Below are 18,038 nucleotides of genomic sequence, written 5' to 3' on the forward strand. Positions count from 1 at the left end.
TTCAGTTTTCAATGTTCAATGTGTCATTTGCGACTTTAATATCTTAACATTTCCTTCAAGTGATGTCAATCACTTTTTTGAGATGTTTTTCAACTTCGTTGTTCTATGTTACTGACAACGAATATAAATATACCATCGCGTTTCTTTAGACGCAAGCGTTTTTTTAATTTTTTTTAAAAAATAAAACCTCTGGTGTTTCCACCAAAGGTTTGTTTATTAATCTTTATGTCTCATAAGTGGGAATAACAGCACGTCACGAATCGAAGGAGCGTTTGTTAACAGCATAACAAGACGGTCGATGCCAATACCCAGCCCACCTGTTGGCGGCATACCGTATTCGAGGGCTTCGATAAAATCATCGTCCATTTCATGCGCTTCATCATTTCCTTGCTCACGTTCTTTCAACTGTGATTCAAAACGTTCGCGCTGATCGATTGGATCATTCAATTCAGTAAACGCATTGGCATGTTCACGGCCAACGATAAATAATTCAAAACGATCTGTGAAGCGCGGATCATCCGGATTCTTTTTTGCAAGAGGAGAAATCTCAACTGGATGTCCATAAATAAAAGTAGGCTGAATAAGCTCTTCTTCTACTTTTTGTTCAAAGAATTCATTGATGATATGACCAAATTGCATCGTTTCTTTGTATTCAATGCCGTGTTCTTTGGCAAGTGCACGAGCTTCTTCGTCACTCATTTCTTTCCAAAAATCAACACCCGTGTATTCTTTTACAGCCTCAACCATATGAAGACGACGCCATTCCGGCTTCAATTCTACCGTATACTCGCCGTATTCAATGGTTGTTGTCCCAATTACTTCTTCAGCCACGTGAGCAATAACATTCTCAGTCAAGCGCATAATATCGCTATAGTCTGCGTACGCTTCATATAGTTCAATCATTGTAAATTCCGGGTTGTGACGCGTAGATATGCCCTCGTTACGGAATACACGGCCGATTTCGTATACTTTTTCCATCCCGCCTACGATTAGACGTTTTAGATGCAGTTCAATGGCAATCCGCATGTACAATTCCATATCAAGCGCATTATGATGTGTCACAAACGGACGGGCAGCAGCTCCGCCAGCAATGGAATGCATCATTGGTGTTTCTACTTCCAGGTAACCGTGGTTATCAAGGTAGCGGCGCATCGATTGGATAATACGGCTGCGGGCGATAAATGTTTTTTGGCTTTCTTGGTTCGTCATTAAATCTAAATAACGCTGACGATAGCGCTGTTCAATATCTTTCAAACCGTGGTGCTTGTCCGGAAGCGGGCGAAGTGATTTCGTTAAAAAGATGTATTCTGTTGCCTTAACTGACAACTCTCCGACGTTCGTTTTAAAGACTTTTCCTTTAATCCCGACAATATCGCCAAGATCTGTCATTGTGAACAAATCATATTGTTCTTCTCCAACGGCATCTTTTCGCACATAAATCTGAATTTGTCCGCTTAAGTCCTGCACGTGGGCAAAGCCTGCTTTGCCTTTCCCGCGCTTTGTCATAATACGGCCAGCAATGACTACTTCTGCTTCTTTCGTTTCAAGCTCTTCTTTTGAAAAGGAATCAAATTGGGCAGAAATGCTTTCTGCTGTATGCGTACGGTCAAACCGGCCGCCAAACGGATCGAGGCCTTTTTCTTGTAAAGACCGTAATTTTTCTCTTCTGACCAACAACTGGTCGTTTAATTCTTCACTCATTCCGTTCACTCCTATTAAACCGCCTGGATGGACGCTTCTTTTTCTTCTACTTCACCGACAAATGTTGTTAAAAGTGTGGCAAGTTCATCTCGTGTTTCACATTCATTAATTTCTTTGCGCACTTTTCCGTTACCACGAATACCTTTTAAGTACCATGCCGCGTGCTTTCTCATTTCACGTACTGCCACGTTTTCATTTTTCAAACCGATTAGACGATCCAAATGAAGCAGGCATACATCTATTTTTTCACGTGGCGTCGGCTCACCGATTAATTTACCCGTTTCAAGGTATTGAACGGTTTGATAAATCATCCATGGGTTGCCAAGCGCGGCACGGCCGATCATAACGGCATCACAGCCTGTTTCGTCCAGCATTCGCTTTGCATCTTGCGGTGTTTGAACATCACCATTTCCGATCAATGGAATGTTAATGGACTGTTTCACTTCTTTGATAATATCCCAGTTCGAGTGACCTTCGTACATTTGAACACGTGTCCGTCCATGAAGCGCCACTGCCTGCCCGCCAGCGCGTTCAACAGCACGGGCATTTTCGACTGCATAAATATGGTCTTCATCCCAGCCCATACGCATTTTTACCGTGACCGGCTTATCGACTGCATCAACAACAGCAGATACCATTTCATAAATTTTATTCGGATCTAAAAGCCATTTTGCGCCAGCATCACATTTTGTGATTTTCGGAACCGGACAGCCCATATTAATGTCAATAATATCCGCATTCGTATTTTTGTCCACGAAGCTTGCAGCTTGAACGAGCGTTTCTCTTTCACCGCCAAAAATTTGCAGACTGAGTGGGTTTTCACGCTCGTCAATGTAAAGCATATTCATTGTTTTTTTATTTTGAAGTACAATCCCTTTGTCACTGACCATTTCAGCACACACCATGCCAGCGCCAAATTCTTTGACTGTGAGGCGGAAAGCGGAGTTGCATACACCAGCCATCGGCGCAAGCACTACCCGATTTTTCAATTCAACCGGTCCGATATTTAACATATATAATCACCTTTCTATTTTCACAAGCGGTAAAAGGCGTCCGCTGTTTTCCAAAGCTTAACGCCTTCTTTCCCTTCCACATTTTGTACATATTGTTCCAGTGGCAAACCTGCGTCAGGAAGTTCGATTGCTGCATCTATTTCTGCCAGCGGGATAAGCACAAAAGCACGCTCATTCATGCGCGGGTGAGGAATAATAAGACTATCTGATTTAATATTGTCGTGATTATACAGTAAAATGTCAAGGTCTATTGTGCGCGGACCCCATCGGATGACCCGCTTTCGACCAAGCTCGTTTTCAATTTCCATGCAGAGGGAGAGCAGTTCATGCGGTTCGAGTGTTGTTTCTGCTTTTATAACGATATTAAAGAAAGGCGGCTGATCGGTGAAGCCAACGGGATCTGTTTCATAAATGGAGGAAACCGCCGAAACATGGAGTTCTTTTTGAGCGTCCAGGAGACTGACCGCTTCTTTTAAATACGCTTCTCGGTCACCAATATTCGTGCCGAGTGATAAATAGGCGATGTTGTTCATTCTCCGCGTTCCCTCGTAATTTCAATGGCGACAAAATCATAATGCCCAGGGATTGGGGGGTCAGGCTTTATAATTTTAACAGTGCAGGATTGAACAGATAAGAAACTTCCTAAAATACTTGCAGATATTTTTTCAGCCAATGTTTCTATAAGCTTTACCGGCTCTCCTTCCATCACGTTTTTGCACGCATTATAAATGTCCGCATAGTTGACCGAGTAGTCAAGTTTATCTGTTTCACCCGCTTTTTTTAACGAAACGTTTAATGTAACATCCGCTCTGAACCGTTGTCCCAGTTTGTTTTCTTCCGGAAATACACCGTGATAGCCCCAAAACTCCATACCCGTTACATAAATTTTATCCACGCTTTTGCTCCTTTCCCATTAAGGCATCCATCATTTTCATCATTCTCGCGATCGGCTTCACGTCATGTACGCGCATAATGCAGCAGCCTTTTTGCGCTCCGAAGCAGCATGTGGCACCCGTCCCTTCCATTCGTTCGTCCACTGGCACATTCAGCACGTAATCAATCATCCTTTTTCGTGATGTGCCAAGCAGAACGGGATAGCCTAAAGCAATAACGCGATCTAAATTTTGCATCATTTCAATATTTTGATCCATTGTTTTAGCAAAACCGATACCGGGATCTATTATAATTTGATCATCCGCTACGCCTGCCTTTTTTGCGATCGTAATGCTTTCGTATAAATCATTTAAAGAGTCTCTCATAAAATTCGTGTAATTTATTTTTTCCCGGTTGTGCATTAAAATAATCGGCACTTGTTTTTCTGCGGCCACCGCGGCGATCTCCGGCTCTTTTTTCGCTCCCCAAATATCATTAATAATCGAAGCCCCTGCTTCTACCGCTTTTTCCGCTGTCCGTGCTTTAAATGTATCAATTGAAATTGGTACTTCTACAGCAGCTGCCACTGCTTCGATAACCGGAACAGTCCGGCTTATTTCTTCCCGGGCTGAAATCGGTGTGTAGCCGGGGCGTGTTGATTCTCCGCCGATATCAATAATGTGCGCGCCCTCAGCTGCCATTTGAACTGCATGCCGGACCGCCGCTTCGGTCTCATCGTAGCGTCCACCGTCCGAAAACGAGTCAGGCGTCGTGTTTAAGATGCCCATAATGTGTGTTCTATCTTGAAAATCAAGTATGTAATTTCTTGCTTTCATTCCTTACCAACGCTCCTTTTCCCTCTTATTTTAACATGAAAAAAAGCCAGGCTGCTTTAGACAGTCTGGCTTGAGGTCGAATTAATCAAATTGATAAAGCGGTGTGCTCAAGTAACGTTCGCCGTTTGAAGGAAGAATCGCCAATACTTTTTTGCCTTTGCCAAGCTTTTCAGCCACTTGAATGGCAGCAGCAATTGCAGCACCAGATGAGATACCGCCAAGAATACCTTCTTCACGCGCAACGCGGCGGGCTGTTTCGAACGCTGTGTCATTATCAATTTGAATGACTTCATCATAAATTTTTGTATCAAGAATGGCTGGAACAAATCCTGCACCAATCCCTTGAATTTTATGTGGTCCTGGCTTGCCGCCTGAAAGAACCGGTGAATCTTTCGGCTCAATCGCAAAAATTTGCGCGTTTGGCCATTTTTCTTTAATGACTTGTCCAGCTCCTGTAATCGTACCGCCTGTACCGATCCCAGATACAAACGCATCAAGCTGGTCGAACTGCTCTACGATTTCTTTCCCCGTTGTTAAACGGTGAATTTCAGGGTTTGCTTCGTTTTCAAATTGCTGTGGCAGGAAATAGCCGTTTGCCTCCGCTAATTCTTTCGCTTTGCGGATGGCGCCGCCCATTCCTTCTGGTCCTGGTGTAAGAACAAGTTCTGCACCGTATGCGCGAAGCAGATTACGGCGCTCCATGCTCATCGTTTCAGGCATAACAAGAATCGCTTTATAGCCTTTTGCCGCTGCGATCATCGCAAGACCAATTCCTGTGTTGCCGCTTGTCGGCTCAATTAATGTGCCGCCCGGCTGTAAATTGCCGTTTTTCTCTGCCGCTTCAATCATAGCAAGAGCGATCCGGTCTTTTACACTGCTGCCCGGGTTCATGTATTCAAGCTTTACATAAACATCTGCACTGTTTTCACTTACAACGTTGTTTAATTTCACAACTGGTGTTTGGCCGACTAAATCGGCTACTGAATTCGCTATACGTACCATTAATTTGTTACCTCCATTTTAAATGCCGAGTATTTTCATTGGTTATATAGAATTTACCAGCTTTTGATTGAAAAGTCAATTACTTTGATATAATTTCGGGAATAGCATACAAAAAACCTGCCAAAATAGACAGGTTTTTTTAAATTATACCTCTTGTTTTAATTGTTCAAGTTCTTCTTTCGAAAAGTGAAATATTTCATTGCAGAAATGGCATTGCGTTTCTGCGCCACCGTCCTCATCAATCATTTCTTGAATTTCTTGACGGCCCAGGCTGATCATCGCATTGCCGAACCGCTCTTTAGAGCATGTACATTCAAATTGAACTGGCATTGTTTCTAAAAATTTGACGTTTTCTTCACCAAGAATGTAGTTTAAAAGCTGCTCTGGCGTCAAACCGCGTTCAATGAGCTTTGAGACCGGCTCCATCGTTGTGATGCGTTCTTCTAAAATGGCAATCGTCGCATCATCTGTATTTGGCATAAGCTGAATAATAAACCCGCCAGCCGCTAAAATGGTGTTGTCTGGATTTACAAGCACGCCAACTCCCACAGAGGATGGAACTTGCTCGGAAACGGCGAAATAATACGTAAAGTCTTCTCCAAGCTCTCCAGAGACGATCGGCGTCTGGCCGCTGAAATTTTCGCGAAGGCCCAGGTCTTTAACGACTGTCAGCATGCCCTCTGTCCCAACAGCCCGGCGGACGTCCAGTTTTCCTTGCTCATTTAAATCGAAATGCGTTTGCGGACGTGTAATGTAGCCGCGCACATTTCCATTGGCGTCGCTATCGACAAGAATTCGTCCCGCTTCGCCCCCGCCTTCAATTTTCAAGGTGATTTTTTCATTTCCTTTCATCATCGCACCCATCATGACACCCGCTGTCATTGCACGTCCAAGTGCTGCGGATGCCGTCGGCCACGAGCCGTGCCTTCTTTGCGCTTCACCAATTGTTTCCGTTGTGTCTATTGCGTATGCACGCACCTGGCCATTAAAAGCCAATGCTTTCACTAAATAATCGCTCACAATCCTCTTCCTTTCTCATACATTTCGTTTATAAATTAACAAGAGTCCTTTTAACGTTAAATCCGAATCGACAATATCAATCATGCTGCATTCTTTGGCAATCAAGCCGGCCAGCCCGCCTGTAGCGATAACCGTAGGATTAGTATTATTTTCTTTTTTTATCCGGCTGACGATGCCTTCTACCTGTCCGACATACCCATATAAAATCCCCGCTTGCATCGCTGAAACTGTATTTTTTCCGACCACCGCTTCCGGCCTTGTAATTTCAATGCGCGGCAGCTTCGACGCACGTGTATAAAGTGCTTCAGTGGAAATACCGATTCCCGGCGCGATTAACCCACCCATGTAATGGCTGCTTTCATCAATATAGCAGTAGGTTGTCGCTGTACCGAAATCGACGATGATCAGCGGCGTACCATATTCATGAATACCCGCAACTGCATTTACAATACGGTCTGCTCCGACTTCACGCGGATTTTCATATTTAATGTTTAACCCGGTTTTCACACCGGGACCGACGACAAGCGGCTTTACGTGAAAGTACTTTTCACACATACGCTCCAGTGCCGCCATAATTGGCGGAACGACAGAGGAAATAATGACCCCTTCGATTTGTTCGAACTGCAGGCCGTCATGCTGAAACAAGCTCTTGATCATCATTCCGTATTCATCTTCGGTTTTATTTCGGTTCGTTTCAATGCGCCAGTGATGATTCAACGTGTCCCCTTCGTATACACCGAGCACAGTATTGGTATTCCCTACATCCAGTACAAAAATCACCTTCACCACACCTGTCCGTCTAATTTTCGAGTTTTATCATAACATACCCTCCTAAAAAAGAAGAGAAAAGACGCCCGAAAAGAGTTCTTTTCGGACGCCTTCTTTGTTACACTTTTGGCCCGCCGCTATCCGGTGGGTTTTGGAGATCGTCGCGCACTTGGGATCCATCAGCAGCATCAGCCGGCAAGTTTGTCGTTTCTGTCGCTGGTGTTCCTTCTGTCTCCGCTGTTTCTCCGGTTTGTTCCGCATTGTCTTTCACAAGCTCGCCATCTGTGTCGCTGTAGTTACGCTCAGGCAGTGTACCATGATCAGATAAATGCTTAATTTGTGCTGCATCAAGCGTTTCAATATCAAGGAGCGTGTTTGCAATGAGTTCAAGCTTATCGCGATTCTCCGTTAAAATTTGTTTTGCTCTCGCATAGCACTCTTTAATAATCGTCTGGATTTCCGTATCAATTTCATAGGCAATCCGGTCAGAATAATTTTGTTCGCTATTAAAGTCGCGGCCTAAGAATACTTGCCCTTGCGACTGTCCAAATTGAAGCGGCCCGAGCTTGTCGCTCATTCCGAATTCCGTGACCATGCGGCGGGCAATGCCTGTCGCACGCTGGAAGTCATTGTGAGCGCCAGTTGATACCTCACCAAAGATAATGTCTTCTGCTACACGGCCGCCGAGGAGGCCGGTGATTTTATCAAGAAGCTCTGGCTTTGTCATGAAATAACGGTCTTCTCTCGGCAGCATAACGGCATAACCGCCAGCCTGACCGCGCGGAACGATCGTTACTTTATGAACGATATCTGCATCATCAAGCACAAGCCCGATGACCGTGTGGCCCGCTTCATGGAATGCAACAATTTTCCGTTCTTTCTTGGAAATGACGCGGCTCTTTTTCGCAGGCCCTGCAATAACACGGTCTGTCGCTTCATCGACGTCTGTCATGTCAATTTTCTTTTTATCAGTACGAGCAGCAACGAGCGCGGCTTCGTTCAATAAGTTTTCTAAATCTGCACCGGAAAATCCAGGTGTCCGCTGCGCGATTGCTTTTAAATCAACGGATTCGTGGAGCGGTTTGTTTCTTGCATGAACACGAAGGACTTCTTCACGACCCTTTACATCCGGACGATCAACCGTAATTTGACGGTCAAAACGGCCCGGGCGAAGAAGGGCTGGATCTAGAATGTCCGCGCGGTTTGTTGCGGCAATCATAATGATGCCTTCGTTCGCACTGAAACCATCCATCTCAACAAGCAATTGGTTCAGGGTTTGCTCTCGTTCATCATGACCGCCGCCAAGTCCTGCACCACGCTGACGTCCAACTGCATCAATTTCATCGATAAAAATGATACAAGGCGAGTTCTTCTTTGCATTTTCGAACAAGTCCCGTACACGGGATGCACCGACACCGACGAACATTTCAACGAAGTCAGAACCACTGATCGAGAAGAAAGGCACGCCTGCTTCACCGGCAACAGCTTTTGCAAGCAATGTTTTACCAGTACCTGGAGGCCCTACAAGCAGAACCCCTTTTGGAATGCGGGCGCCAAGCTCCGTGAATTTGCGCGGGTCTTTTAAAAACTCAACGACCTCGACAAGTTCTTGTTTTTCTTCATCTGCTCCGGCTACATCGTTAAACCGGACTTTTTTCTTTTCATCGTTGTAAAGACGCGCTTTACTTTTACCGAAGTTCATCACACGGCCGCCACCGCCGCCTTGTGCCTGGTTCAGTAAGAAGAAGAAGAAAATAAAGATAATGAGGAATGGGATAATCGTTGTGAAAAACTGAACCCACCCGCTTGTTTCTTTGGCTGGAAGAACTTCCGCCGTCGTGCCTTGAGATGCCTCATTAATTTGGTTCAGCATCGTATCGTTGCCTGTTACGTAAGCAACAAACACTTCACTTTCCTCTGCACCTTTTAATTGGCCGCGTATTTCATAAACACCGCGTTCAGGCTGAATCGTGAATTTTTCAACGTCATCCTGTTCAAGCGATGTCAGGAATTCATTGTATGTGACGTTATTCGTCGGTGCGTTATTGTTGTTGAAATAACTGACAACACCAATAATCACAAGAAAAACTAGTAAATAAAATATAGTGTATCGAAAAATTCTGTTCATTCCTTACCTCCTCCCGAGAAAAACTGACTATATGCAATGTTATCATACAAAAAGTTGGTGTTACAACTATTTGAACCTTCTTTTAGCCTATTCATTCTGAACGTTTATTCCTCTTCGGCCGCTGTGTAAATAGCTGGTTTTAAAACACCGATATATGGAAGATTCCGGTAGCGTTCTGCGTAATCAAGACCGTACCCAACAACAAATGCGTCCGGAACCGTAAAACCAATTGTGTCTGCTTTAATTTTCGCTTTTCGTCCAGTAGGTTTGTCTAGAAGGGTGACAATTTTCACAGACTTTGCTTTTCGGTAATGAAAAAGCTCTGCCAGATAGCTTAATGTCAATCCACTGTCGATAATGTCTTCAATGATTAATACATCACGACCTTCCACAGACGTGTTCAAATCTTTCACGATCTTTACTTCTCCAGATGAAACGGTCGATGCGCCATAGCTCGAAACGTCCATAAAGTCTATTTCAAGATGGGTATCCACACGTTTTACCAAATCAGACATAAAAGGCATTGCACCTTTTAGTACACAGACGAAAAGAGGAAAACGATCTTTGTACTCTTCTGTTAATTGAGCTCCAAGCTCTTTCACTTTCACCTGTATTGCCTCTTCCGAAATCAATACTTCTTCGATATCGTTACGTAACAATAGATTTTCCTCCCAAAATTGGTTCATTCCTTTTCATAAATCAACAGCAGCGGCCCGTCCCCTTCGTGAATCGACTTGCGGATTCCCGGTATCCACAGGATCGTGCCGTTCGCATCCGTTACAACTGGAATGTGGCCTCGGTATGCAAGTGGAACTTTTTCATCAATCAAAAGCCGCGCAAGCTTTTTAGAACCATTCATTCCTTTCAGCTGAATCCGATCCCCATCCTGCCGCATCCGGATACAAATCGGAATTGGCGTATCAGGATTCAAACGAAAACAATCTGCTCCGTCCGGACATCCGCTGTTGTTTGTCAGCGTAAATGTGCCAACGCCCCGCCGGTACAGCCGATCTTCCACAAACAGAAGATTGGGGTCACAGTCCGGTTCATCATCCGTTTCGTAGGCAAAGACGCACTGCTCGTTTATTTTGCGTACAGAAAGACATGATGGAAGGTTTAATCTCCCTGATGGGGCGGTTGTTTGAAGCAGTTGTAAAATGTGTTGAATATGTAGAAAAGAAAACGCTGTTTTTCCATGATAAAGATAGTTTAATATTAGATGAATCGCCCTTTTTTGTAAAGGCAGAGGCACCTCCTGAAACGGCTTGATTTGCAGTGACACGGATTCTTGTTTCCAGATTGTCATATTCTTTATTTGTTCCTCCGCCATCGCGCGCAGCAAACACTCATCTTCCTGACGTCCTTCCGCAAAATGCTGAATATGAAAAGAGGCTTTTGGATTTTCCTTTTTTAAAAATGCCAGCACCTGATGCCGGAACCGATTTCTCGTATATGTGTCTTTTTTATTGCTTGGATCTTCACGATAGGCGATCGAGTTTTCGATTGTATAAGCCCCAATATCCTCTTTCGTAACCGCTAAAAATGGACGAATAAGCTGGCCCCCGGCAAACGAACGAATCGCTGGCATGCCTGTCTGTGTATGCCCGCCCCGCGTCAGCTGCATCAAGACCGTTTCCACCTGGTCATCGGCATGGTGAGCCATTGCCAGCTTATTAGCGCCGAGCTCGTCCATTCCTTGTTCAAAAAGAGCGTACCGCACATGCCGGGCTGCTTTTTGAATACCAATTCGTGACACATCCGCTTCATGCTGAGCATCTGCTCTCCTGCCAAAAAAAGAAATATCTCTTTCCCGGCAAAACGATTCAACAAAACGCAAATCTTCATACGATTCACAGCCTCGAAGCATATGATCCACATGAATAGCACTGACGGAAATACCAAGCCTCGTTCGCTGTTTGTGCAGCAAAGAAAGAAGTGCCATCGAGTCAATCCCCCCTGAGACCGCGACGGCCACATGATCCCCCCATTCAACCATTCTTTTTTTTTCCATAAACTGCTTTACGTTTTCTTCAAAAAAATGCACAGCCCCTGCGCCGCCTCTCTGCTTTTTCTTTTTAGTGTAACAAAAACAGCGTAAGGATGGCGGCAAAAGCACCCGCAAAGACCATCCATTTTTTCGAAAACGATATTGTCTGTTTTCGACTTTGCCTCATTGTATTCTTTTTGGTAAAACAAAGAAGCAGTTCTTTTTTCATCGACAAAGCACTATCATACTCATTGTTGAATGCTTTTATTAAAACGGGTGCAATTAATTGCAGGGCAGGTGATGACTGAACAATATCCTCCAGTTTGCCTGTATCACCCAGCGCTTTTTGAACGAGCTGTTTATGCACAAGAGCGATGGTGAGTACCGTAGCACCAAATAAATCGTAGGAAGGCTCCGATTTTCTCGTTCCGGCCTGCCATGCTGCCCGGTCGTAAAGTGTTGTATATTCTTTCACGGACCGTCCAAACTTTGTAATTCCTCCTACATCCACTGCTCGTACCGTTTGTCCCCTGTCGGCTACAATAAAATTTTCCGGCTTTAAGTCGCCCATGACACTGCCTGACTTATGAAGCGGTTCGAGAAAATTAAGCAGCCAAATAAGGAGGATAATCGCCCATTCATCTGTTTTCTCTTTTATAAATGTATGAAGCATCGGCCCATTAATATACTCCATAATGTAAAACGGATAAATGACGCCCTTTTTTTCTGTATCATCCGCTTCAATGAAAAAAGGGCCGGGAGATGTTCCCCTGACCCGCTCAAGTGCTGTCAATGCATTCGTCTCAGACGCAACAGAAGCAGAGTCTGCAAATTTTAGCGCGGCCTGCCCGACTTTCCCGTTTACAAGATAAACAATTCCGTTTGCCCCGCGGCCAATTTCCCGCTCTACCTGCCACACGTGCCCTGTCCACTTTCCTTTAATCAAATCGCCGGGCCTTGCGTCATATCGATTTTTCATCGTATTCATCCATTTCCAAAAATGAAGAAAGTGCTTGTCTGATGGCGGGACCTGTCGGTGTAATACCACCAGATAAAAGCTGCGGGAACGATTCTGCCAATTTATTTGCATGAGTCGTCCAGCCAATCCGCTCTTCTGCCGCGCTGTATTTCCCAGGAAATGTCCATAATGAAAAAGAAGACGGACCGATCCGGGACTGCATTGTCATAGACAAATCGTAAAGCGCTTCTTTAACAGCAGGCAGCTTCATTTTCATACTGGCGCTCATGTCGGTAAGGACAAGCAGCTCAAGTGCGGCTTCTTCGCTGATGTCCTCCACTTTTTCCGCAATCTCGCTTCTCGTTGCCGGCGGCAATAATTCCACGTTTGTTTCTTTATTTAAAATGCCCCGAAGCTCTTCGTTGATAATGTTGTAAATTGTACCCGTCATTGCCTGCCTTGTGACGTTGACAACTGTTTCAGATAAAGAAGCAGCTTGCACAATCCGGCTCTCGCCCCCGCCCGCTTTTGCAATCGCTTCAATTTCACCCAGCCCCGAATCGCTTTCGCTGTCCTCAACAATGCCGATGACATTAACTGTAATGCCTCGCCGCCGGGCAAAAGCTGCTATCATCGCCGGATCCTCTCCTGTGTTGGAACAGCCATCTGTTAATAAAAGCAATTGCTTAATTGTGCCCATGTTCATGATTGTCCCCGCCTCTCATTCGTTTTCTTCATATTGGACTGAAAAAGATGATTTTATACAGCCCGGCGTCGTGTTGACCGTTTTTTTGTTTTTTCAGACGGTTTAATATCATACACAGGGATCGCTGCCCACTCCGGCACATTGTGTTCGATGCGTGCGACGGAAAGCGTCATATCATCTTTTATTTCATTCGATTGCGTCCGTATCACTTCATCCATCAATAAATCAGCAAAGTCTTGAGGATTGTTGGTTTCGATTGATTTGATTTTTCTTTTCATCCACATCTCGGCATTTTCAATGAAGTCTGCTCCTTCAAAAACACCATCACTCATCGTAATAAGCAAATCACCTGATTTTAATTGTTCTTGAACCGTTTCCACTTCAAACTGCTGCAAAATACCAATCGGCACATTGCCCGCTTCTACTTTCAGCACTTGGTCACCCCGTTTAATAAAACTTGGTGATGAGCCAACTTTTAAAAAAACAGTACGTGCGTCTTGAAGGTCAATAATCGCCAAATCCAGTGTAGAAAACACTTCATCGTTCGTTCGCAAAGACAAAATAGAATTAATTGATTTGACCGCCACCGTTTCCTCAATGCCGGACTGTAGAATTTGTTTTAACAAGCTGATCGTGGCACTGCTCTCATCGTGCGCCCGGCCCCCATAGCCCATTCCGTCACTGATCGCAAGAGCGAATTTCCCCGTTCCAATTTCAATGGCTGAAAAAGAATCACCGGATATGAGACCGCCGCCTTTTGCTGCATGAGCAAGTCCAGTCACGACCCGAAACGCTTTAGCGGAACGAAAAATACTTCTGATGCCTGAGCCATCATGCTGCTCATCTACAACAATGATGTACTCATTTAGAAGATCAGAAAGAATAGGTGCAATAATTTTTTCGCTTTCCCCGTGTCCTCTTGAATGAGGAATGGTCATTTCAATATCAACTGCTCCTTTTTGAACACTGAAAACGCTAATATCTGTAATTTCCATCCCAAATGATTCAATCGCTGTTGTAATTTTTTCTTCTTGTGAAATGTGCGTTTCTTCTTCCCGCTTCATCTCACCTGCAAAGTCTCTCATCACTTTCGAGACTCCTTCAAGCTGATCGGCGACAATTTTCCGACTTTCTTTCATTTGCTGTTTCAGCTTTTTATTTGCCCGGTAATACGTCAGCTGAGAACGAATTTCCGCTTCAACACGGGCAGGACGGAAACAGTAATCCTCTAATTCTTTTGCTAAATGAGGAGAAAGCGAATCAGTCCCTGTATCCGCGTCCTCCAATATGTTTTTCATCAGCTTGTATGTCTCATCAAATTGATACACCCAGCATTGTTCTTTTTTAAAGCAGGTCTGGCATGTTTTTTCGGTAATGCCGCTTAAAAACAAATCCACTTCTCGTTCGGCTGTTTCGTGATGATGACCGGACTGTGAGAAGCTGCCTGCAAGCGCATCAAACAAATCTGAAAACTGCTCCATTCGATTGGCTGTTACATCCCGTACTTTTCGCAAATAACGCTGCTGTTCAATCGAATGCTCTGTTGTACCCGGTATTAATTTTGACAGATGGTCTGTCCATGTTTTCGGCGTTAAGCATAATAAAATGGCGGCGGCGGCTGATTCATACAAAGTAACCATATCTGTCAGGTTTCCCTCTCCATAAAAACCAGCCAGCACTGTTGCTGTCATCAAGCCTGCAATTGCGCCGCCCCGTTTCCATTCTTTAAATAAGCCCCCCAGCAAACCGGCGAATGCCAAAATACTCATTTCATGAAAATCATTGACGCCGGCCAAGCTTAAGATAAGCCCGCTGACAACACCGGCTGCTGATCCAAATGCCGCCCCAGATAAAAAAGAAATAGCCGTAACCAAATATCTTGCGGCAATATGATCTGCCTCCAGACCACCGATCACCCACCCAGCCATCCCTGTTGCCGCGGAAGCAAAAACAATCAAAAGACTGATCCATTCTTCCGTTTTCAACGTCCGAATTCGTCCGGAAAGGGATAAAAACGGCATGCACTGCATAAAAATAAGCGTCAGGACGAATGCAAGTGAAGCCTCTACCGCCGCCAGTACTAAATCATACGCTGGTATAAATTCTGATCCATTTAATACATAAGAAAAGATACTTTTCACGGCGAGAGTCGTAAAAAAGACGAAAAAAGGAACTGGCGTTGTTTCTCCTTTATGAAGTGAACGAAATACCCGGTGAAGGATAAGAAAACAAAACAACAAAGCGAAGGCACTTGATGCCTGTATCGGTGAAATCGAAAGTGCTCCGGCCAGTACAGCTAAAAATACCCGCGGTGCCACATTTTTTTTCAACATAAATACCGCTGCAAAAAAGGAAAGCGCAAATGGCGACAGTTGCGAAAGCAGCAATGCTCGTCCAAATAAAAAGCCAGCCGGCACTAAAATCCATCCGCGATCCAGCAGGATAAAGGCCGTTTTCCCCGCAAATCCCTTTTCCCATCCTTGGCCTAGAACCGCTTCCCCCGTCATTCCCAGCTCCGCTCTTTGCACAAAACCACTCCTTTTTAATCGTTACCGTGAAGTATAAAAGATCGTTTGCTCAAACTTTGTCAAACGAAGGAAATAAGCTGGAAAAATCGTTCGACAAAATTAGAATGAACATTTATTGAAAATAATATTGACTTTTTATCACCCCGCCGTTATTATAGATTTTGTGCTGTTACAGACACACACAATTTGGCGGTGTAGCTCAGCTGGCTAGAGCGTACGGTTCATACCCGTGAGGTCGGGGGTTCGATCCCCTCCGCCGCTATAAAAGAAAAGCGGAGTTCGCTCGCTCAGGAGCGACAGGCATAAGAGATGAACAAAGGTTAAGAATGCGACGTCCTGTCGCAACACCTTTGTGACTCACCTCTTGTGAGCCTCCGAGCTTCTGGCGAACGCAGCTAGACATTACATTACTTCAGTCTCATAACGGCCCCTTGGTCAAGCGGTTAAGACACCGCCCTTTCACGGCGGTAACACGGGTTCGAATCCCGTAGGGGTCATACAGCAAAAAAGATCGGTGAGCATTTGCTCACCGATCTTTTTTATTGGACCTATTGTTTTGCATCTGTGTACTCTTTTACCTTATCCAGACGCTCCTATCGAATCGTTTCTCTCACCCTCTGCTATTTTTCACAAAATTATAGCCTACTCCCGGTTTTTCACTTAGAGCAATAGTTGGTCCTTTAAAGGGAATGCTTCTGATTCGCTTCCTTTCAGCCAAAAATGAAAAAAAGTCCCGAATTATACTATTCGGGACTTTAAAATAAATGTTTATTGCGTATATATGGGATCGACAGGGAGCAGCGTTATCCGCGTCTTCCGCCTCTTCCGCCTCGGCGTGAGTCTGTTTGACGCTTTAATGTTGAGATGCGTTCTTCACTGTCTTTTAAGAAACGGGCCACTCTCGATTCAAAGTTTTCGACTGGCGGCTGTCCTCCGCCGCGCGGTCCTTTTCGGAAATCACCCTGACGCTGTGGACGCGGACGATATTGCGTTTGCTGCGGTGGCGGGTTATCTTTTGCTTTTCGAATCGATAAGCCGATTTTGCCATCTTTCTCCACATTCAAAACTTTTACTTCCACTTCATCGCCAACTGTTAGATGATCGTTGATATCTTTGACGTAATTATCCGCCACTTCACTAATATGGACGAGACCCGTCGAACCTTCTGGCAGTTGTACGAATGCGCCAAATTTTGTAATGCCGGTTACTTTACCCTGTAACTTGCTGCCCACTTCGATTGACATAAAAAATTTGTTCCTCCTTAAAATTGTTCGAACCTTACTTATTATTATAGTACGTAAAAAAAGCGTGTCAACATGACACTGCTTTCTTTACTGTTCTGTATTTTGTACATTTTCGTTTTCCTCGGGTATATTGAAGATAATTTCTCCATCATCTGACAAAAAATAGTCTTTCCGAGCAAGCTCTGCAATATACTCATCATCTTGCAGGCGGACCAACTCTTCTTCGGATTGCTTTTGCTGCTGCTCAAGCCCAGACAGCGTTGATTTCGCCTCCGCAAGCTCCTGTTCTTTCTCTTTTAAACTGCCGGTCTGTGTGATCAAACCCGATAGAAGGGTACCGAGAATAATTAGTGTCACTGCAGTAAACGCAGCAAGCCTGCGCATTAATTTTCGCTTATGCTGCATCTTAAACATGGATCTTTTTTCTTCGCTCATGACAAAGGCATTTTTTAAGGAAGCTACTTTTTCTTTATTTAATCCGCGCATCGACGTTCCTCCAACATTTATTTTTTCATGCGGACAATTGCCGTCCACGGCCGCACGATCAGTACCTTTACCACCCATAATAATAGAAACTTACTCATTCTGGCAAGGGAAAGCGTACATTTTGCGATGAAAAGGATTGGAATCACAAAAAATATTCGAATAATTCCATAGACGACTCGATATAAAAAGCGAATACAGAAAAAAAGACCATCCACAAGCGGAAGAATAAAACGCCGCAGCCCTGTTATATACATCATGCAGCCAGCCAGCCAAAAAAGAAAAAAAGACAGCCGGACAATGCCATCGTTTACATAGTATAAAGAAACGAATAACAAAACGGCATAATTGATCCAAAACAGCACATCCGTCAAAAAGACAACACCTTTTGTTTTCGGACGGATGCGGTGATAAATTTCAGCCATTAACCCGAAACAAATCCCCATCCCAAGCATTGCAATAGCTGTATCAAACTGCGTACCGAGGCTCATGTTGACCGTTTAAAGAATGATTTTCCCAAACCGCCTTCAACGTACATAAAAGCCGTGATGCGTCCTTCAATGGCTGCTTCTTTCTTGACCGTATCAAAATGCTTCATCTTCAGGCCCGTGCCGCGAATCTTTAACTTCCCCATGACTGTTTCGAGTAAAAATTCCGTGCTGTCAAACCGTTCCACCTGCATAACACCCGTTAACTCAATCATTTTACGCCCGTCCATTTTTACGGTATGGCTTTGTCTTATGTCCATTGCATCCATCCCCTTTATAGAAATGCTATGCATAGAAAGCCCA

General features: G+C 44.5%; 18 protein-coding genes and 2 tRNA genes. 2 read left to right on the forward strand and 18 right to left on the reverse strand.

Annotated elements, in window-relative coordinates; all coding sequences use genetic code 11:
- Positions 1–216: 216 nt before the first annotated feature.
- From lysS to spoIIE, 14 genes are all read right to left on the reverse strand, one after another.
- On the reverse strand, positions 217–1,701 hold the full coding sequence (gene lysS, locus VQ00_RS16745; protein ID WP_046181272.1) for a lysine--tRNA ligase: 1,485 nt from the start codon (positions 1,699–1,701) through the stop codon (positions 217–219).
- Positions 1,702–1,715: 14 nt separating this feature from the next.
- Positions 1,716–2,714, reverse strand: coding sequence for a tRNA dihydrouridine synthase DusB (dusB, locus tag VQ00_RS16750; protein ID WP_046181273.1), 999 nt, complete (start codon positions 2,712–2,714; stop codon positions 1,716–1,718).
- 20 nt (positions 2,715–2,734) lie between these two features.
- The gene (folK, locus tag VQ00_RS16755; protein WP_046181274.1) at positions 2,735–3,247 is read right to left on the reverse strand and encodes a 2-amino-4-hydroxy-6-hydroxymethyldihydropteridine diphosphokinase; all 513 of its coding nucleotides are present in this window, start codon (positions 3,245–3,247) and stop codon (positions 2,735–2,737) included.
- The gene (folB, locus tag VQ00_RS16760; RefSeq protein ID WP_046181275.1) at positions 3,244–3,609 is read right to left on the reverse strand and encodes a dihydroneopterin aldolase; all 366 of its coding nucleotides are present in this window, start codon (positions 3,607–3,609) and stop codon (positions 3,244–3,246) included. Before folB ends, folK begins: the two co-directional genes overlap by 4 nt.
- Positions 3,602–4,423 carry a dihydropteroate synthase gene (gene folP, locus VQ00_RS16765; RefSeq protein WP_046181276.1) on the reverse strand — a complete coding sequence of 274 codons (822 nt, stop codon included), beginning with the start codon at positions 4,421–4,423 and terminating at the stop codon, positions 3,602–3,604. Before folP ends, folB begins: the two co-directional genes overlap by 8 nt.
- Positions 4,424–4,504: 81 nt before the next feature.
- Positions 4,505–5,425 carry a cysteine synthase A gene (gene cysK, locus VQ00_RS16770; protein ID WP_046181277.1) on the reverse strand — a complete coding sequence of 307 codons (921 nt, stop codon included), beginning with the start codon at positions 5,423–5,425 and terminating at the stop codon, positions 4,505–4,507.
- A gap of 144 nt (positions 5,426–5,569) precedes the next feature.
- Positions 5,570–6,445: an Hsp33 family molecular chaperone HslO gene (gene hslO, locus VQ00_RS16775; RefSeq protein WP_046181278.1), complete on the reverse strand. Its 876-nt coding sequence runs from the start codon at positions 6,443–6,445 to the stop codon at positions 5,570–5,572.
- A 15-nt stretch (positions 6,446–6,460) separates the two neighbouring features.
- The gene (locus tag VQ00_RS16780) at positions 6,461–7,225 is read right to left on the reverse strand and encodes a type III pantothenate kinase (RefSeq protein WP_046181279.1); all 765 of its coding nucleotides are present in this window, start codon (positions 7,223–7,225) and stop codon (positions 6,461–6,463) included.
- Positions 7,226–7,331: 106 nt separating this feature from the next.
- Entirely contained in the window at positions 7,332–9,341 is a 2,010-nt protein-coding gene (gene ftsH / locus VQ00_RS16785; protein ID WP_046181280.1) for an ATP-dependent zinc metalloprotease FtsH, read from the reverse strand.
- A gap of 104 nt (positions 9,342–9,445) precedes the next feature.
- On the reverse strand, positions 9,446–10,000 hold the full coding sequence (gene hpt, locus VQ00_RS16790; protein ID WP_046181281.1) for a hypoxanthine phosphoribosyltransferase: 555 nt from the start codon (positions 9,998–10,000) through the stop codon (positions 9,446–9,448).
- A 23-nt stretch (positions 10,001–10,023) separates the two neighbouring features.
- On the reverse strand, positions 10,024–11,385 hold the full coding sequence (gene tilS / locus VQ00_RS16795) for a tRNA lysidine(34) synthetase TilS (protein ID WP_082091638.1): 1,362 nt from the start codon (positions 11,383–11,385) through the stop codon (positions 10,024–10,026).
- 31 nt (positions 11,386–11,416) lie between these two features.
- On the reverse strand, positions 11,417–12,307 hold the full coding sequence (locus VQ00_RS16800; RefSeq protein WP_052728631.1) for a protein kinase domain-containing protein: 891 nt from the start codon (positions 12,305–12,307) through the stop codon (positions 11,417–11,419).
- Entirely contained in the window at positions 12,291–12,992 is a 702-nt protein-coding gene (locus tag VQ00_RS16805; RefSeq protein ID WP_046181283.1) for a hypothetical protein, read from the reverse strand. The genes VQ00_RS16800 and VQ00_RS16805 overlap by 17 nt, the downstream gene beginning before the upstream one ends.
- Before the next feature lie 53 nt (positions 12,993–13,045).
- The gene (gene spoIIE / locus VQ00_RS16810) at positions 13,046–15,520 is read right to left on the reverse strand and encodes a stage II sporulation protein E (RefSeq protein WP_052728632.1); all 2,475 of its coding nucleotides are present in this window, start codon (positions 15,518–15,520) and stop codon (positions 13,046–13,048) included.
- 188 nt (positions 15,521–15,708) lie between these two features.
- On the opposite strand from spoIIE, the gene VQ00_RS16815 reads away from it, so the two are divergent.
- Both VQ00_RS16815 and VQ00_RS16820 read left to right on the forward strand, forming a co-directional pair.
- Positions 15,709–15,782, forward strand: a tRNA-Met gene (locus VQ00_RS16815).
- Positions 15,783–15,945: 163 nt separating this feature from the next.
- A tRNA-Glu gene (locus tag VQ00_RS16820) sits at positions 15,946–16,017 on the forward strand.
- A 306-nt stretch (positions 16,018–16,323) separates the two neighbouring features.
- Here VQ00_RS16820 and VQ00_RS16825 read toward each other — a convergent pair.
- The 4 genes from VQ00_RS16825 to VQ00_RS16840 all read right to left on the reverse strand — a co-directional run bounded on the left by VQ00_RS16825 (position 16,324) and on the right by VQ00_RS16840 (position 17,995).
- Positions 16,324–16,764: a S1 domain-containing RNA-binding protein gene (locus VQ00_RS16825; RefSeq protein WP_046181284.1), complete on the reverse strand. Its 441-nt coding sequence runs from the start codon at positions 16,762–16,764 to the stop codon at positions 16,324–16,326.
- Positions 16,765–16,851: 87 nt separating this feature from the next.
- Positions 16,852–17,250: an FtsB family cell division protein gene (locus VQ00_RS16830; RefSeq protein ID WP_046181285.1), complete on the reverse strand. Its 399-nt coding sequence runs from the start codon at positions 17,248–17,250 to the stop codon at positions 16,852–16,854.
- Between the two features lie 17 nt (positions 17,251–17,267).
- The gene (gene yabQ, locus VQ00_RS16835; RefSeq protein WP_046181286.1) at positions 17,268–17,738 is read right to left on the reverse strand and encodes a spore cortex biosynthesis protein YabQ; all 471 of its coding nucleotides are present in this window, start codon (positions 17,736–17,738) and stop codon (positions 17,268–17,270) included.
- Entirely contained in the window at positions 17,735–17,995 is a 261-nt protein-coding gene (locus VQ00_RS16840; protein WP_052728635.1) for a YabP/YqfC family sporulation protein, read from the reverse strand. Before VQ00_RS16840 ends, yabQ begins: the two co-directional genes overlap by 4 nt.
- Positions 17,996–18,038: the final 43 nt, after the last annotated feature.

It is taken from the genome of Domibacillus tundrae (assembly GCF_000970675.1).
Lineage (GTDB): Bacteria > Bacillota > Bacilli > Bacillales > Domibacillaceae > Domibacillus > Domibacillus tundrae.

Bases quoted from the DNA above. Each gene is read 5' to 3' on its own strand.
- dusB (WP_046181273.1), bottom strand. From the start codon at position 2,714: ATGTTAAATATCGGACCGGTTGAATTGAAAAATCGGGTAGTGCTTGCG.
- VQ00_RS16825 (WP_046181284.1), bottom strand. From the start codon at position 16,764: ATGTCAATCGAAGTGGGCAGCAAGTTACAGGGTAAAGTAACCGGCATT.
- cysK (WP_046181277.1), bottom strand. From the start codon at position 5,425: ATGGTACGTATAGCGAATTCAGTAGCCGATTTAGTCGGCCAAACACCA.
- folP (WP_046181276.1), bottom strand. From the start codon at position 4,423: ATGAAAGCAAGAAATTACATACTTGATTTTCAAGATAGAACACACATT.
- VQ00_RS16800 (WP_052728631.1), bottom strand. From the start codon at position 12,307: ATGAAAAATCGATATGACGCAAGGCCCGGCGATTTGATTAAAGGAAAG.
- folK (WP_046181274.1), bottom strand. From the start codon at position 3,247: ATGAACAACATCGCCTATTTATCACTCGGCACGAATATTGGTGACCGA.
- ftsH (WP_046181280.1), bottom strand. From the start codon at position 9,341: ATGAACAGAATTTTTCGATACACTATATTTTATTTACTAGTTTTTCTT.
- yabQ (WP_046181286.1), bottom strand. From the start codon at position 17,738: ATGAGCCTCGGTACGCAGTTTGATACAGCTATTGCAATGCTTGGGATG.
- VQ00_RS16805 (WP_046181283.1), bottom strand. From the start codon at position 12,992: ATGAACATGGGCACAATTAAGCAATTGCTTTTATTAACAGATGGCTGT.
- VQ00_RS16830 (WP_046181285.1), bottom strand. From the start codon at position 17,250: ATGCGCGGATTAAATAAAGAAAAAGTAGCTTCCTTAAAAAATGCCTTT.
- VQ00_RS16840 (WP_052728635.1), bottom strand. From the start codon at position 17,995: ATGGACATAAGACAAAGCCATACCGTAAAAATGGACGGGCGTAAAATG.
- lysS (WP_046181272.1), bottom strand. From the start codon at position 1,701: ATGAGTGAAGAATTAAACGACCAGTTGTTGGTCAGAAGAGAAAAATTA.